The sequence below is a fragment of the Bradyrhizobium sp. CCGB20 genome (assembly GCF_024199855.1).
In the GTDB taxonomy this organism is placed as follows: domain Bacteria; phylum Pseudomonadota; class Alphaproteobacteria; order Rhizobiales; family Xanthobacteraceae; genus Bradyrhizobium.
On sequence record NZ_JANADN010000001.1, the window covers coordinates 8,131,660 to 8,146,971 of the forward strand.

The window sequence follows — 15,312 nt, forward strand, 5'->3', positions numbered from 1 at the left end:
GTGAACCCCAGAAAAACTGGTTAGCGCCTGACGGGTCTTAGCAATGCCCGCGGCGGCGATCAAATCCTGATCAGGCGCACCCGCGTGCCCCAGGGATCGACGGCCTCCACGCCGTTGGCGAGCGCCGTGACCTGCGCACCGCCCTTGCGCAGGCGCTCTTCTTGCGCGGCAAGAATGTCCTGCTTCGCCATCACCAGCGAGAACCAGGCGAGGCCTGTCGCCTGATCGTCGCGCTGGCCGGCGCCCTGGCTCTGCCAGACGTTCATGCCGAGGTGATGGTGATAACGGCCCGACGACAGGAACGCAGCGCCGTTGCGGCTGCGGGTCGGGTCGAGGCCAATCGTGCCGTGGTAAAAACTCTGCGCCTGCGCGAGATCGCCGACGCGCAAATGCATGTGGCCGATGCGCAGGCCGTCCGGCGCCTTGGCGTAGTCCGCCACGCGCGTGTTGGTCAGCGACAGCAGGTCGGGGATGTTGAGCTCGTCGGACGCCATCTTCACGCTGCCCTCGCTCCACTGCCATTGCGAGGGATCGCGGTCGGCATAGACCTCGATGCCGTTACCTTCGGGGTCGTCGAGATAGACGGACTCGCTGACGAGATGATCGGCGAAGCCCGACAGCGGCACGCGGTGCGAGGCCGCGTGCACCAGCCAGCGCGCCAGATCCTTGCGCGTCGGCATCAGGAAGGCGGTGTGGTAGAGGCCAGCGGCGTTGCGCGGCTCGATCGCGGCTTCGGGACGGGCCTCGAGCACCAGCAGCGCGATGCCGGCCGTGCCGAGCCTTGCGACGCTCGCCGAGCGCTCCATCACCGCGAGCCCGATCACGTCGCGGTAATAGTCGGCAACCTTGTCGAGGTTCTTCACCCGGAGCGTCACCATGCCCACCCGCATCGGCGTGCGGCTGGCATAAGTCGGCCCGCCGCCCTGCGGGGTGCCCTCGGCACGCGCAGCAGCGGCGGCGGCCATCGCGAGCGAACTCGCGCCGGCGAGTTGGAGCAGGGTACGGCGGGTGAGGTCGATGGTCATCGGTCGAGGCTCGCTGAAAACATAAGGCCGTGGCGCAATTTTCGGATTGCTACACGTTCCCGTGAGCGGCTCCCAATCACATGTTCGTCGGCCGTGGTCTTACGGAGGCTCGGTCCGTCCCATCCGTCCTGGCCACCCGGCCAGTTTCGCAATCGGCCGCGACATCCCAGATTGAGGACAATTTACAGGAGCCTTCCATGACCGACCCCACTGCCCTGTCCTCATTGTCGTCCGCGCTCGCGGATGTCGTGGCGCGCACCGCGCCATCCGTCGTCGCGGTGCATTCGCATCGCTCCCGGGCCACCGGCTTCGTCTGGAAATCCGGCCTGATCGTCACCGCCGACGAAGCGCTGGCCGACGAGGGCGAGGTCCAGATCAGCCTGCCTGACGGTAAAACTGTCGCCGCCACGATTGCCGGCCGGGACCATACGACCGATATCGCGCTGCTGCGCGCTGATGCCAGCATCGCGCCGGTCAAGCTGGCCGCGACCGTCCCCGCCCTCGGCACGTTGTCGGTCGTCGTCGCCGCCGATCGCGATGCGCCGAGCGCGGCGCTCGGCATGGTGTCGCAGTCCGGCAAGAGCTGGCGCTCCTTGCGCGGCGGCGACATCGATGCACGGATCGAGCTCGACGTGCGCCTGCGCTTCGCCCAGCAGGGCGGGCTTGCGCTCGATGCATCGGGTGAAGCCTTCGGCATGGCCGTGCTCGGGCCGCGGCGCGTGCTGGTGATCCCGACAGCGACGATCGAGCGGGTCGCGGCGCAGCTCGAGACGCGCGGCCGCATCGCCCGCGGCTATCTCGGCCTCGGGCTTCAGCCGGTGCGGCTCGACGACGGTGTCGGTGCGATGGTGATGAATGTCGACAAGGCCGGGCCCTCGGCCGCGGCCGGCATCCGCCAGGGCGACGTGATCGTCGCGGTCAACGACCAGAAACTCTCCGGCGTGCGCGCGCTGTCGCGGACGCTGGGACCTGCGAGCGTCGGCACGGTGGTCGATGTCGCGGTGCGCCGCGGCGGCGAGCCGATCAGCTTCAAGGTCACGATCGGCGAGAGGCCGGAAGCGTGAGCGAGGACAACGCATCCGAGATCGTGCTCGCCCTTGAGATCGACGACCCTGCCCTCGCCGATCGCCTCGCGACGCTGCTCGGCAGCATCGCCGGGCTTCGGCTCGCCGCACCCGGCGAGGCTGCGACGGCGACGGTCATCGCCCGCGATCCGCGCAGCATGCCTGAGGACATCGCACTGACGCAGCGCGAGCTCGACGTGCTGGCGCTGATGGCGGAAGGTGGGTCCAACAAGATGATCGCGCGCCAGCTCGGCATTTCCGTGCACACGGTCAAGTTCCACGTCGGCTCGCTGCTCGACAAGCTGGACGCCACCGGCCGCACCGACGCGGTCGCGCATGCGGCACGCCGCGGCGTGATCGAGCTATGACGCAGCTCCTAGTGCGCTGACGTCACCGGAAAGCTGAGCCGGACCGTGAGGCCGGGCGCGTTGTCGTGCAGCGCAATCTCGGCGCCATGGAGGCCCGCAACGGCCGCGACCAGGCTCAAGCCCAGACCGTTGCCCGGCGTGTAGCGGCTCTGTTCGAGCCGGTAGAAGCGCTTGAACACGTGATCGCGCCGGTCTGCGGGAATGCCCGGACCATCGTCGGCGATTGCAATCACGGCCCCGCCGCCGGCGCTGCGGCAGGTCACGGTGACCTGCCCGCCTGCGCGGCCGTGCTTGATCGCGTTGTCGACGAGATTGGCGATGGCGTCAAACAGCAGGTCGCGGTCCCCCGTGATCGCCACCTCGCGGTCGCCGCCAAGGCTGAGGCGGGTCGCCACCTGCTCCGCCGCGGCGTCGTAGAGCTCGACAACCTCGCCGGCAATTTCAGTGAGGTTCAGCGCGCGAAACGCGCTCCGGCGGGCGCGGGTCTCGATTTCCGAGATCCGCGTGATGGAAGCGAACATGCCGAGCACGGAATCGAGATCGGCGATGGTGTCGCCGATCAGCACGGCATCGGCCTCACCGCTGCGCTCATGGTGATAGGCCTTTTCCAGCCGGCCGCGCATGCGCGTCAGCGGCGTGCGCAGATCGTGAGCGACGTTGTCGCTGACCTGCTTGACCTCGCCCATCAATGTCTCGATGCGGTCGAGCATCTGGTTGAGATTTTCGGCGACGCGGTCCCATTCGTCGTTGCTGCCGCGCAACGGGATGCGCCGGTCGAGGCCGGACTGCATGATGGCGCGGCTGGTGGCGTTGATTTCCTCGATCCGCCCGACCGTGCGCCGCGTGACCAGCACCGCGGCGAGACCGGCCAGCACGGCCAGCAGCACCGCGACCGCGACCATCGCGAGCTCGATCATCGCGGTGAAGCCGCTGTGATCGCCGGCATCCCCGACCCGGCCCTGCACATAGGCGATCGTGCCGAAATAGACATAGGCCATGATCGCCGCGACGATCAGCCCGAACACCGCGATCGCGATCAGCGCCAGACGGAAGGTCGAGGAGCGGAGAGTCTTAGCCAGGAGCACGGAGGCAATATCCGATGCCGCGAATGGTATGGATCAGCGGGTAGGCCTGGGCATCGTCGACCTTGCGGCGGACGCGCCCAACATAGACGTCGATGATGTTGGTGGAGGGATCGAAATGCAGGTCCCAGACGTGCTGGAGCAGCATCGCCCGGGAGACCACGCGGCCCTCGTTGCGGACGAGGTATTCCAGCAACTGGAATTCGCGCGGCAGCAGCGGAATCTTTCGCCCGCGCCGGCTGGCGCTGCGCGCGATCAGGTCGATGGCGAGATCGCCGACGCGCAGAAGCGTTTCCTTGGCAATGGTCTCGCTGCGGCGGCCAAGGGCCTCCAGCCGCGCCAGCAATTCGGTGAAGGAAAACGGCTTGACGAGATAGTCGTCGCCGCCGGCGCGCAGGCCGCGCACGCGGTCGTCGACCTCACCGAGCGCCGAGATGATCAGGAAGGGCGCGGCGATGCCGTCGTCGCGCAATTGCCGCATCACCGTTATGCCGTCGATGTCGGGCAGCATACGGTCGATGGTGATCACGGCATAGTCGCGCGCAGCACCATGGCTCAGGGCTTCGCGCCCGTTGGCTGCGAGATCGACCTCGTAACCGGAGGTCGTCAGCTCCTCGACGAGCTGGCCTGCGGTTTCCGGATCGTCCTCGACGACCAGGATGCGGCGGTGACCTCCGGTCATGCAAAACTCCGCGCGACGATCGCCACCAGACTATCCCGTTCCGGGGCTGAGCGGAACCGCCCGGTGGCGATCGCGACAATGGTGCGGTACCGCGATGCGACTACCAATAGTCTCCGCACACATTGACCCATTGCCACCCATAGGCTGTCCAGCTCCTTTGCCAGCAGCCATCGTCGTAATAATTGGCATAGTTGGCATAGAAGAACGGCGCGCCGACGAAAGCGAACCGGTTGAAGCGGTGACGGTGGAAGAAGGCATGGCGACCAATGAACGGCCTGCCGTGCCAGCCCGGGCCAGCAAACCGCGGGCCGAAAGCGGCGCGGGTCGCCAATGGTGCACCGACAAAGCGCGGTCCCATGGCAGCACGGGCGGCCATTGGCGAACCGGCGAAGCGTGCTCCACCGAAGCCCGGGGCGCCAGCAAAGCGCGCGCCACCCATCCCGCCGACATGCATGCCGCCGAAACCACCCGCGCGCATACCGCCGAAGCCGCCCGCATGCATTCCGCCACCGCCGAAATGCCCGCCACCGCCAAAGCCACCGTGGCCGCCACCGCCGAAGCCGCCACCGCCATGCCCTCCGCCACCGCCGCCGCCACGGGCAAGCACAGGTGAAGCGAGCGCCATCATCGCGGCGAGCGTCACCGCAGTGACGCCTTTGAGAAGCTTGTTGTCCATCGAAGCATCCTCCGTGCTGCGCGGCGATCTTTCTGCCGCGCGAGGAGGATCAGATGAGAGGAAGGGACGGGCACCTTCAACTTACAAACGCGCCAGATTCTGACGCGGATGTCAGGGAGGCCCCGCTCTCTCACTCCCTCGCCCCGCTCTTGCGGGGAGAGGTTTAAAAAGTCACGCCCGTTTGCCGTTGTTCTTCTCGGCCGCGCGGCGCATGGCTTCGGCGAGGGCACCGCCACCGCCGGAGGATTCCTGCTTGCGGGGCGCCGAGGAGGTCATGCGGGCCGGGTTGCGCGAGCTGTTGTCGCGCTGCATGCCGGGCGCGTCCTTCTTGGCACCGACCTCGTCGTCGAGACGCAGGGTCAGCGAGATGCGCTTGCGCGCGACCTCGAAGTCCAGCACCTTCACCTTGACGATGTCGCCGGGCTTCACCACCTCGCGCGGATCCTTGATGTAGGTCTTGGACATCGCCGAGATGTGAACCAGGCCGTCCTGGTGCACGCCGATATCGACGAAGGCGCCGAAGGCGGCAACGTTGGTCACGGTGCCCTCGAGGATCATGCCCTTCTGGAGATGCTTGATCTCCTCGACGCCCTCCTTGAACACAGCGGCTTTGAACGCCGGGCGCGGATCGCGGCCGGGTTTTTCGAGCTCGCGCAAGATGTCGGTGACGGTCGGCAGGCCGAAGGTCTCGTCGACGAAATCCTTCGGCTTCAATGTGCGGACGATCTCGCTGCTGCCGATCAGCGCCTTGATGTCGCTCTTGGTGGCGCTGAGAATGCGGCGCACCACCGGATAGGCTTCCGGATGCACGCCGGACGCATCGAGCGGGTCCTCGCCGCCGAGAATGCGCAGGAAGCCGGCGCACTGCTCGAACGCCTTCGGCCCGAGCCGCGGCACCTCCTTCAGCGCCTTGCGCGACTTGAACGGGCCGTTGGCGTCGCGGTGTGCCACGATGCTCTGGGCAAGGCCCGAGCCGACGCCCGACACGCGCGCAAGCAGCGGCGCCGAGGCGGTGTTGACGTCGACGCCGACCGCGTTCACGCAGTCTTCGACCACGGCATCAAGCGATTTAGCGAGCTTGGCCTGGCCGAGGTCGTGCTGGTACTGGCCGACGCCGATCGCCTTGGGCTCGATCTTGACGAGCTCGGCAAGCGGGTCCTGAAGGCGGCGGGCGATCGAGACCGCGCCGCGCAGGGTGACGTCGAGGCCCGGCAACTCCTCCGAGGCAAAAGCCGAGGCCGAATAGACCGACGCGCCGGCTTCCGATACCACGATCTTGGTCATCTTCAGCTCGGCCAGACCCTTGACGAGATCGCCTGCAAGCTTGTCGGTTTCGCGCGAGGCGGTGCCGTTGCCGATCGCGATCAGCTCGACGCGATGCTTCAGCGCGAGCTTGCCGAGGATCGCGAGCGACTCGTTCCACTGCCGTTGCGGCTCGTGCGGATAGATCACGGCGGTATCGACCACCTTGCCGGTCGCATCGGTGACGGCGACCTTGACGCCGGTGCGGTAGCCGGGGTCGAGGCCCATGGTGACGCGGGTGCCGGCGGGCGCCGCGAGCAGCAGGTCGCGCAGATTGGAAGCGAACACGCGCACGGCCTCGGTCTCGGCCGCGTTCCACAGCCGCATGCGCAGGTCGATGTTGAGATGCACCTGGATCTTGGTACGCCAGGCCCAGCGCACGGTGTCGATCAGCCAGCGGTCGCCGGCGCGCTTGAGGTCGGCGATGCCGAACCGCTTCATGATCTTCAGTTCATAGGCGCTCGGCACGCCCGGCGGCGGCGCCTCGGCTTCGGCCTGGATCTGGAGATCGAGGACCTCTTCCTTCTCGCCGCGGAACATCGCGAGGATGCGGTGCGACGGGAGCTTGGTCAGCGGCTCGGAGAACTCGAAATAGTCGGCGAACTTCTCGCCCTCGGTCTTCTTGCCGTCGCGCACCTTGGAGGCCATGCGCGCATTGGTCCACATCTCCTCGCGAAGCGCGCCGATCAGGTCGGCGTCCTCGTCGAAGCGTTCGACCAGGATGGCGCGGGCGCCGTCGAGCGCGGCAGCGGCATCCGCGACGCCCTTCTCGGCATTGATATAACCTTCGGCCACGACCTTCGGATCGTTGCCGGACTCCGCCATGAGTTGATTGGCGAGCGGCTCGAGCCCGGCCTCCTTGGCGATCTCGGCCTTGGTGCGGCGCTTCGGCTTGAACGGCAGGTAGATGTCTTCGAGGCGCGCCTTGCTGTCGGCGGCGAGAATGGAGGCTTCCAGTGCGGCATCGAGCTTGCCCTGCTCGCGGACCGATTCGAGGATGGCCTTGCGGCGGTCTTCGAGCTCGCGCAGGTAACCCAGGCGCTCCTCCAGGGTGCGCAATTGCGCGTCGTCGAGCGCACCGGTCGCTTCCTTGCGGTAGCGCGCGATGAAGGGAACCGTGGCGCCTCCGTCGAGCAGCGTCACCGTCGCCTCGACCTGCTCCGCCCGTACCCCAAGCTCCTGCGCAATTTTCTGGTTGATATTTGCCACGCGAGAATCCCTCTGTCCAAGCACGCGACGCGGGGCGAACCACCGACCGCGGGACGCCGCTTATGGACCAACCGAGGTTGATTCATCAAGGTGCGGCGCGCAACCGTCGACAGAGGATTTTTTTGTTGAACCGATGCGATCTCGCCACAATCTTGGGGATGTCGGCGCATCGCCAGTGGCTTGACAGAAGCGGCTGTTCCACGGCTGGTTGACCCGCCGGACCACCGAACTCCATATGAGGACTACAATGCGCACAGCATCGGTCGGCGTCGTCAAGGTCGCCACCACCGGCCCCGGCGACGTCTCCGGTCTCATGGCCATGATCGGCTCCGGCGCGATCGACCCGACAACGATTTTGGCCATCCTCGGCAAGACCGAAGGCAATGGCGGCGTCAACGATTTTACCCGGGAGTATGCCGTCGCGGCGCTGTGTGCGGCGCTGGCACCGCAGCTCAGCCTGTCACCAGAGGCGGTCGAGCAGCGCATCGCCTTCGTCATGTCGGGCGGCACCGAAGGCGTGCTCAGCCCGCACATCACGATTTTCACGCGCGAGGAGGTCGAGGCGCGGCCGGCAGGCATGTCGGGCAAGCGCCTGAGCATCGGCATGGCGCACACGCGGGATTTTCTCCCCGAGGAGCTCGGGCGCACGGCACAGATCGCGGAGACCGCCGAGGCGGTGAAAGCCGCGATGGAGGATGCCGGCATCACCGATCCCACTGATGTCCATTTCGTGCAGATCAAATGCCCGCTGCTCACCAGCGACCGCGTCGCCGCGGCCAACGCACGCGGCAACAAGACGGTCACGACCAGCGCCTACAGCTCGATGGCCTATTCGCGCGGAGCTTCCGCGCTCGGCGTTGCGGTCGCGCTCGGCGAGATCACTACCGATCTTCGCGACCAGGACGTGCTGCACCGCTACGATCTGTTCTCGAAGGTCGCCTCGACCTCGTCCGGCATCGAGCTGATGCACAACGTCGTCATCGTACTTGGCAACTCGGCGTCGTCAGCGAGCGGGTTCGAGATCGGGCACGCCGTGATGAACGACGCCATCGATGCACCGGCGGTGTTATCTGCGTTGGACAGTGTCGGACTTGGCGTCGCACCACACACGACTACAGCCCGCGAGCTCGTCAATATCTTCGCCAAGGCCGAGGCTTCGCCTGATGGCAGCGTGCGCGGCTTCCGCCACACCATGCTGGAAGACACCGACATCAGCTCGACGCGTCATGCCCGCGCCGCCGTCGGCGGCCTGATCGCGGGCCTTGCCGGCACCGGCGCGGTCTATGTCTCCGGCGGCGCCGAGCATCAGGGCCCGGCCGGCGGCGGGCCGGTTGCGGTCATCGCGCGGCTGTCCTAATGACGCGGCGACCTCTCCGCCCGGCGCAACCCTGCCCTTCGCGCCGGCTCAGTTGATTCACGCGGGCCCTTGCGAAAAAGGTGACGCCGCACCTTTTGGGGATTGGATTTCATGACGTTGCCGATGAGCTGGAATGAATGGGCGCAGCACGACGGCGTTGGCCTCGCGGCACGCGTTCGCAACGGCGAGCTGACGGCGAAGGAACTGGCGCGCCAGGCCGCCGCCGGCGTTGCCAAGGTCAATCCGGCACTGTCGGGTGTGGTCGAGCTGTTCGAGGATGTGATCGCCGACCCGGCCGGGGACGGCGCCAATCTCGCCGGCCCGTTTGCCGGCCTGCCCTTCCTGATGAAGGATTTGGGACCGACCATGAAAGGCCGGCTCCAGGAGATGGGCTCGCTGCTGATGCGCGGCAATCGCGCGAGCGCCGACACCTTCCTGACCGGTAAATTCCGTCAGGCTGGCCTCAACCTGATCGGCCGCACCACGACGCCGGAATTCGGCGTGTGCAGCTCGGCCGACAATCCCGCCGTCTACGTCACGCGCAATCCCTGGAATACCGACTACACCACCTGCGGCTCGTCGGCGGGCAGCGCGGCGATGGTCGCGGCCGGCGTGGTGCCGATCGCGCATGCGACCGACGGCGGCGGCTCGATCCGCATTCCCGCCGGCGTCAACGGCAATATCGGCCTGAAGGTCTCGCGCGGCGTGTTCTCGCTCGCCCCGCACATGTCCGATCTCACCGGCCTCGTCTCGATCCAGGGCTGCCAGTCGCGCTCGGTGCGCGACACCGCGGCCTTCGTCGATCATGCCCGCGGGCCGGCGCCCGGCGAGTTCATGCCGTTCTGGACGACGGCGCAGCCGTATTCGGAGATGATCAAGCGTGATCCGTCGAAGCTGCGCATCGCGCTGTCCCACACCTGGGGCGACTACACCGCGACGCCGGAGATCGCAGCCGAGCTGGAGAAGGCGGGCCGCTTCCTCGAGGGCCTCGGACATCACGTCGACTACGCACTGCCCGAGCTCGACTTCCGCGCCGCCTTCGAGGCGCAGACGACCTGCTACATCAGCAATTTTGCGGTGGTGATCTCCAACATGCTCGCCGCGCGCGGGCTGGACAAGCCGCCGGAAGATCTGATCGAGCCCATGAACATCCGCATCTGGGAAGCCGGCCGGCACACGAGCTTCGCCGAGCGCGCCAAGATGCAGGGCGTATTCAACACGACCTCGCGCGGCTTCGGTGCCTTCTTCGAGCAGTGGGACGTGATCCTGACGCCGATCACGGCGCTGCCGACGCCGAAGGTCGGCATCAAAGAATATCTCACCATCTCCGACAATCCGGATGTGCTCGACTGGTTCGGCAATCTCTGGCGCTTCTTCGCCTTCACGCCGCTCGCCAATCTCTGCGGCATGCCGGCGATCTCGATGCCGATGGCGACCCAGGAGCACGGCCTGCCGCTCGGCATCCAGGCGATCGCCAAGCAGGCCAATGACGGCCTCTTGCTGCAGCTCGCCGCCCAGATCGAGCGCGCCATCGACGGCAAGTGGAACGGCGGCAAGAAGCCGAAGGTGCATGTCGGCTAGGCGTGGCGACGTGCCCTAGCCAACACCTCGCCCGATCGCCTTGTCCGCACGTCCGCGCGACACGCCATGCTCGGCGAGCAGGCGCGCCGCGGGGCTTCGCGTTTCGGCAAACAGGGCAACAAGCGCATTGACGCCGGTGACCTCAGGATACCCGACCTCCTGGGCAAGGAACGCGGCGCGCTGATCGACACGCCTGAACGCCGCCGTCGGCTCGGCACGTCCGGTCTCGATCACGGTGTGCTTGAGTTCGTTGTCGAGATACTGCACGAGGCTTTGCCTCAGCTTGTCGAGATCGGCGTCGCAGGCGCGCATCACGGCGGACGCTTTCGCATCCTCGGTCAGGGCCAGCAGCAAATGCTCAAGCGTCGCGTATTGATGGCGGCGCCGGTCAGCATCATCAAGCGCCCGCCGTTTCGTGGCCGCATAGTCTGCCGAGACCGGCCGTTGCGACAGGTCGAGCAGCGCATCGATCCGTTCGAGCCGTTTCATGGGATCGAGCGTCGCCAACAACTCGTACTTGTCCTTGATGGGCAACTTCATCCGCGTCGCGACGGTATCGGCGATCTGCCCGGCATCACGGGTTTGATCGAAGAACAGCCAGAGGTCCGGCATCAGAATTCCATGAGCCGCCGTGTAATCCTGGAAGCGTTGATAGATCCTCCGGATCAGATCCCTGGCATCACGGACCGCGCCCTCGCTGACGTCAACGACCTCTGCCTGATAAGCGCGCGCCTCAGTCGCGAAGCTGCGTAGCGCGACACGCCGAAGTCCGCGCGCCAGCACCTTAAACGTGCCATTTTCGAGCGGTTCAAGTTCGAGCAATTGCGACAGGAGGCCGATCTCGTAGACATCGGACAATCGGGGATCGTCGACGGCAGATTCGCGCTGGATCACACAGACCAGCTCGCGTGCGCCCTCGAACGCATGATTGAGGGCGAGCACCGTGTTCTCGCGCCCGACGAACAGCGGAAACGTCGCGCTCGGAAACGGCACGAAATCGCGCAAGGGGATCGCCGGATAGATCGCGGTCGAGCTCTTGAGCTTGACCGCCGGCGCAGCCGTCTCGCGGCGTTCGGTATGAAGTATCGCCGACAACGTGTTCCAGTCGGCAACGCCCAGCATCCTCGACACCAGTTCGAGGCTCTCGCTGTGGCTGATCGTGACAGTCTTGGTGGTCAGGGATTCGCGCAGGGTCTGCGCCATAGCCTTGGCATCGCGAAAATCGCGCATCGGTTCGTCCTCTGCATGAGCGATCCAGGTGTGTCAGGCGGTTGCGTTGCTGACCCGGTCGCTCGGGCAAAGGGGGCCGATCAGGGCTCGATACGTTCACCATTCCACGGAGGGGGCAACCGGCAGGTCGTATCAACCTGCAAGAAAGGTGGCGCAAAGACAAATGGCTGTCAATTGCGATCTCAATTCTTCATCGCCGGAATCTCCTCTGTCGGCTGCTGCTGGCCCTGCCGGTACATCGCAAGTGCCTTGTCGAGTGCCTCTCGCAGCGCCAGCGCGGCGGCCACGCTGCAACGAAGATGCGCGGTCTGGACCACGTCGACCCTGACGGCGGCGCCGACCGGCATCAGCAGGTTCGCAGCGAGCTCGATCTGGATCGCACCGTTGTGATGGCCGAAGCAGGATGCGCCGTCGAAATAGATGATCGGCGCCCGTTCCGAGCTCGAGCTCGAAATGGTGACGGGCCCCTGATTGGTCGCGGGCGTTTCGGGGTCGGCCATGGGCACTCCTTACGGCTAGTCGACGGACGAAGCGCCCACCATCGTTGCTTCGGCCCGCCCTGTCGAGGCCAAACCGGCCCCGTTCGGGGTTTTGCGCGACGCCCGACACTGGTCTACAACGTTGCCATGTCCAGCACTCCGACCACACTCCCGTTCGAGGAACTCGCCGAGGCGATCAAGGGCCGCCGCTCCGATTACGGCCATATCAGCGGGCTCCAGCTCGACCGCTTCGCACCCGCCGAGGCCTGGTCCAGCCTGCCCTACCGCCCCGTCTTCGTCGGCGACACCGAGACCGGCGTGCTGCATGGCGGCGTCGTCACCGCGATGCTGGACGAGAGCTGCGGCATGGCGGTGCAACTTGCGCTCGACGGCACGCGCGCGATCGCAACGCTGGACTTGCGCATCGACTATCAGAAGCCGGCAACGCCCGGCCTCGACATCAAGGCGCATTCGGTCTGCTATCGCACCACGCGCTCGATCGCCTTCGTACGCTCCACCGCCTACCAGGAATCCGAGGACGATCCGGTCGCGACCGCGACCGCGTGCTTCATGATCGGCGCCAACCGCACCAACATGCTGGCGGACCGCAGGATGGATTCGCGCAGCATCCCGATGCTTGAGGCGCCCGATGATCCGGACGGCCCGTTCGCGAGCAGCCCGTTCGCGCGCTGCCTCGGCATTCGCGTCAACGACGACGGCACGCTGACGATGCCGTTCTCGCCGAAGATCATCGGCAATCCGATCCTGCCCGCGATCCATGGCGGCATGACCGGCGCCTTCCTCGAGACCACCGCGATCCTCGGCGTGAGGCGTGAGCTCGGCATCGCTGCGCTGCCCAAGCCGATCGGGCTCACCGTTAACTATTTACGTTCCGGCCGTGCGCTCGACACAGTTGCCAACGTGTCGATCGTGAAACAGGGCCGGCGCATCGTGGCCTTCGAGGCGCGGGCCTGGCAGGACGATGCGAACAAGCCGATCGCCACCGCTTTCGGCCATTTCATGCTGCGGCCAACGCCCGGAAGCGACGAGGAATAGACGTATTTTCCCTTGACGGGCGGGGGCCGGGCCACAACGATAGCGCGTCCCTCACGAGAGGTATTGGGTTGCGGCATCCGCTCGACATCATTGCCATGTTCGCCGCGCTCTGGCTGCTGGCATCGATGGTGCTCGACGCGCTGACGCCGAAGGAGCTGACGGCGGTGATGATCGGCATCGCGATCGGGCCCGCCATCGTCATCACCGCCGTGTTCTACTATCTGCGCTGCCCGCGCACCGATTTCGCGGTGATGTTCGCGGCGCTCTGGCTGATCTCCGACATCGCCATTGCGTTCATCTCGCCGACGCAGCTGCCGCATTTCCTGATCGCACTCGGCTTCGTCCCGGCCCTGCTGATCGGCATCGTGCTGCACTGGCAACGCTTCCAGCACCGCCACGAGCGGCTGCCCGCGCCATCGGTGAAGCGCGGCTAGCGCGGCAGCAGGTTCGTCTTCGCGAGGTCGAGCACCTCGTCGCCGCGGCCGTTCATCACTGCACGCAAGACCCAGAGGCTGAAACCCTTGATCTGCTCGGGCGTGATGGTCGGCGGCATCGACAGCTCCTGCTTGGCGGTGACGACGTCGAGCAGCGCCGGCCCGTTGTGCGCGAGCATCTCCTTCATGGCGCCCGGGAGCTCGCCGGGATCTTCGACGCGCCTGGCAAAGATGCCCATCGCGCGCGCCATCGCCGCGAAGTCCGGGTTCTCCAGATCGACATTGGTATCGACGAAGCCCGCGGCCTTCATCTCCAGCGCGACGAAGCCGAGCACGCCGTTGTTGAAGACCACCACCTTCACCGGCAGCTTCATCTGCGTCAGCGTGATCAGGTCGCCCATCAGCATGGTGAAGCCGCCGTCGCCCGACAGCGAGATCACCTGACGACCGGGCTGCGAGGCCTGCGCGCCGATCGCCTGCGGCATCGCGTTGGCCATCGAGCCGTGCACGAAGGAGCCGATCAGCCGGCGGCGGCCGTTCATGTCGAGATAGCGCGCGGCCCACACCGTCGGCGTGCCGACATCGGCGGTGAACACGGCATCGTCCGACGCATGGTCGCTGATGACTTTTGCCAGGTATTGCGGATGGATCGGCTTAGCTCCCGGTGTGCCCTTCGCAAGCGAGTCCAGCCCTTCGCGCGCCTTCTTGTAGTGCGCGATGGCATCGTCGAGATGCTTGCGTTGCGTCTTGGGCTTGAGCAGCGGCAGCAGCGCCTCGATGGTGAGCCCGACGTCGCCGACGAGGCCGAGATCGATCCTGCACCGCCGTCCCAGATTCTCCGGGCGGATGTCGATCTGCGCGATCTGGCAATCGCTGGGGAAGAACTGCTTGTAGGGAAAATCAGTGCCGAGCATCACGAGCGCGTCGCAAGCGTGCATGGCGGCGTAGCCCGAGGAGAAGCCGATGAAGCCGGTCATGCCGACGTCGTAGGGATTATCGTATTCGACATGCTCCTTGCCGCCGAGCGCATGCACGATCGGGCTCTTCAAGGTCTCCGCAAGCTGCATCAGCGGCGCGTGCGCGCCGGCACAGCCGCGACCGCAGAACAGGGTGATGCGCTCGGCGCCGTTGAGAAGATCTGCGAGCGCCTTCAGTTCGTCGGCCTGCGGCACAACCTTTGGCATCGCCAGTGCGAGCCCGCGCGTCGTCGACAGCGCGCGCTTGGGTGCGGCGCGGAAGGCGACGTCTCCGGGCATCGCGACGACCGCAACACCGCGCATTCCGACCGCTGCACGGATCGCGTTCTCCAGCACGAAAGGAAGCTGGCTCGCATCCGAGATCAGCTCGCAATAATGGCTGCATTCGCGGAAGAGGTCTTGCGGATGGGTTTCCTGGAAATAGCCTCCGCCGATCTCCGCCGACGGGATCTGCGCCGCGATCGCCAGCACGGGGACGCGGCTGCGATGCGCGTCGAACAGGCCGTTGATCAGGTGCAGATTGCCCGGACCGCAGGAGCCCGCGCAGACCGCGAGGCTTCCCGTCATCTCGGCTTCGCCGGCAGCGGCGAATGCCGCGACCTCCTCGTGCCGGACATGAATCCATTCGATGGTGCCGCGGCGGCGCAGCGCCTCGGTGATCGCGTTCAGGCTGTCGCCGACGATGCCATAGATGCGCTTGACGCCGGCCTGCTCGAGCGTTGCCACGAACAGATCGGCCACGTTGTTGATCGCCATGTCGGTCTCCTGATCTCACCGGTAGCAGCAAGAT

The 15,312-nt window shown here is 66.3% G+C and carries 14 protein-coding genes; 6 read left to right on the forward strand and 8 right to left on the reverse strand.

The genetic code is table 11. The annotated features are described in order from the left end of the window. Positions 1 to 59 precede the first annotated feature (59 nt). The gene (locus tag NLM15_RS38205; protein ID WP_254123126.1) at positions 60 to 1,025 is read right to left on the reverse strand and encodes a VOC family protein; all 966 of its coding nucleotides are present in this window, start codon (positions 1,023 to 1,025) and stop codon (positions 60 to 62) included. Between the two features lie 197 nt (positions 1,026 to 1,222). Here NLM15_RS38205 and NLM15_RS38210 point away from each other — a divergent pair, with 197 nt between their 5' ends. Beyond that, positions 1,223 to 2,089, forward strand: coding sequence for a S1C family serine protease (locus NLM15_RS38210; protein WP_254123127.1), 867 nt, complete (start codon positions 1,223 to 1,225; stop codon positions 2,087 to 2,089). Next, complete coding sequence (locus tag NLM15_RS38215; RefSeq protein ID WP_254123128.1) at positions 2,086 to 2,457, forward strand: response regulator transcription factor; 372 nt, start codon at positions 2,086 to 2,088, stop codon at positions 2,455 to 2,457. The genes NLM15_RS38210 and NLM15_RS38215 overlap by 4 nt, the downstream gene beginning before the upstream one ends. 8 nt (positions 2,458 to 2,465) lie before the next feature. Here the strand turns inward: NLM15_RS38215 and NLM15_RS38220 are convergent, their stop codons facing one another. The 4 genes from NLM15_RS38220 to NLM15_RS38235 all read right to left on the reverse strand — a co-directional run bounded on the left by NLM15_RS38220 (position 2,466) and on the right by NLM15_RS38235 (position 7,408). Continuing rightward, positions 2,466 to 3,542, reverse strand: a complete 1,077-nt coding sequence (locus NLM15_RS38220; RefSeq protein WP_254123129.1) for a HAMP domain-containing sensor histidine kinase — start codon at positions 3,540 to 3,542, stop codon at positions 2,466 to 2,468. Further along, positions 3,529 to 4,221, reverse strand: a complete 693-nt coding sequence (locus NLM15_RS38225) for a response regulator transcription factor (protein ID WP_254123130.1) — start codon at positions 4,219 to 4,221, stop codon at positions 3,529 to 3,531. Before NLM15_RS38225 ends, NLM15_RS38220 begins: the two co-directional genes overlap by 14 nt. A gap of 100 nt (positions 4,222 to 4,321) precedes the next feature. Next, on the reverse strand, positions 4,322 to 4,897 hold the full coding sequence (locus NLM15_RS38230; RefSeq protein ID WP_254123131.1) for a hypothetical protein: 576 nt from the start codon (positions 4,895 to 4,897) through the stop codon (positions 4,322 to 4,324). Between the two features lie 171 nt (positions 4,898 to 5,068). Next, a complete protein-coding gene (locus NLM15_RS38235; RefSeq protein WP_254123132.1) occupies positions 5,069 to 7,408 on the reverse strand; it encodes a Tex family protein in 2,340 nt (779 codons plus the stop codon). Between the two features lie 247 nt (positions 7,409 to 7,655). Here NLM15_RS38235 and NLM15_RS38240 point away from each other — a divergent pair, with 247 nt between their 5' ends. Continuing rightward, positions 7,656 to 8,765, forward strand: a complete 1,110-nt coding sequence (locus NLM15_RS38240) for a ring-opening amidohydrolase (RefSeq protein ID WP_254123133.1) — start codon at positions 7,656 to 7,658, stop codon at positions 8,763 to 8,765. A gap of 111 nt (positions 8,766 to 8,876) precedes the next feature. Then, positions 8,877 to 10,346, forward strand: a complete 1,470-nt coding sequence (locus NLM15_RS38245) for an amidase (RefSeq protein ID WP_254123134.1) — start codon at positions 8,877 to 8,879, stop codon at positions 10,344 to 10,346. Between the two features lie 15 nt (positions 10,347 to 10,361). Here NLM15_RS38245 and NLM15_RS38250 read toward each other — a convergent pair whose 3' ends face one another. Beyond that, entirely contained in the window at positions 10,362 to 11,576 is a 1,215-nt protein-coding gene (locus tag NLM15_RS38250) for an LON peptidase substrate-binding domain-containing protein (protein ID WP_254123135.1), read from the reverse strand. 182 nt (positions 11,577 to 11,758) lie between these two features. Next, entirely contained in the window at positions 11,759 to 12,076 is a 318-nt protein-coding gene (locus NLM15_RS38255; RefSeq protein WP_254123136.1) for a hypothetical protein, read from the reverse strand. Between the two features lie 126 nt (positions 12,077 to 12,202). Here NLM15_RS38255 and NLM15_RS38260 point away from each other — a divergent pair, with 126 nt between their 5' ends. Both NLM15_RS38260 and NLM15_RS38265 read left to right on the forward strand, forming a co-directional pair. After that, complete coding sequence (locus NLM15_RS38260) at positions 12,203 to 13,111, forward strand: PaaI family thioesterase (RefSeq protein WP_254123137.1); 909 nt, start codon at positions 12,203 to 12,205, stop codon at positions 13,109 to 13,111. Between the two features lie 68 nt (positions 13,112 to 13,179). Further along, a complete protein-coding gene (locus tag NLM15_RS38265) occupies positions 13,180 to 13,545 on the forward strand; it encodes a hypothetical protein (RefSeq protein WP_254123138.1) in 366 nt (121 codons plus the stop codon). Here the strand turns inward: NLM15_RS38265 and poxB are convergent. Next, positions 13,542 to 15,278, reverse strand: a complete 1,737-nt coding sequence (poxB, locus tag NLM15_RS38270; RefSeq protein ID WP_254123139.1) for a ubiquinone-dependent pyruvate dehydrogenase — start codon at positions 15,276 to 15,278, stop codon at positions 13,542 to 13,544. The two genes, NLM15_RS38265 and poxB, sit on opposite strands and share 4 nt — an antisense overlap. Positions 15,279 to 15,312 lie beyond the last annotated feature (34 nt).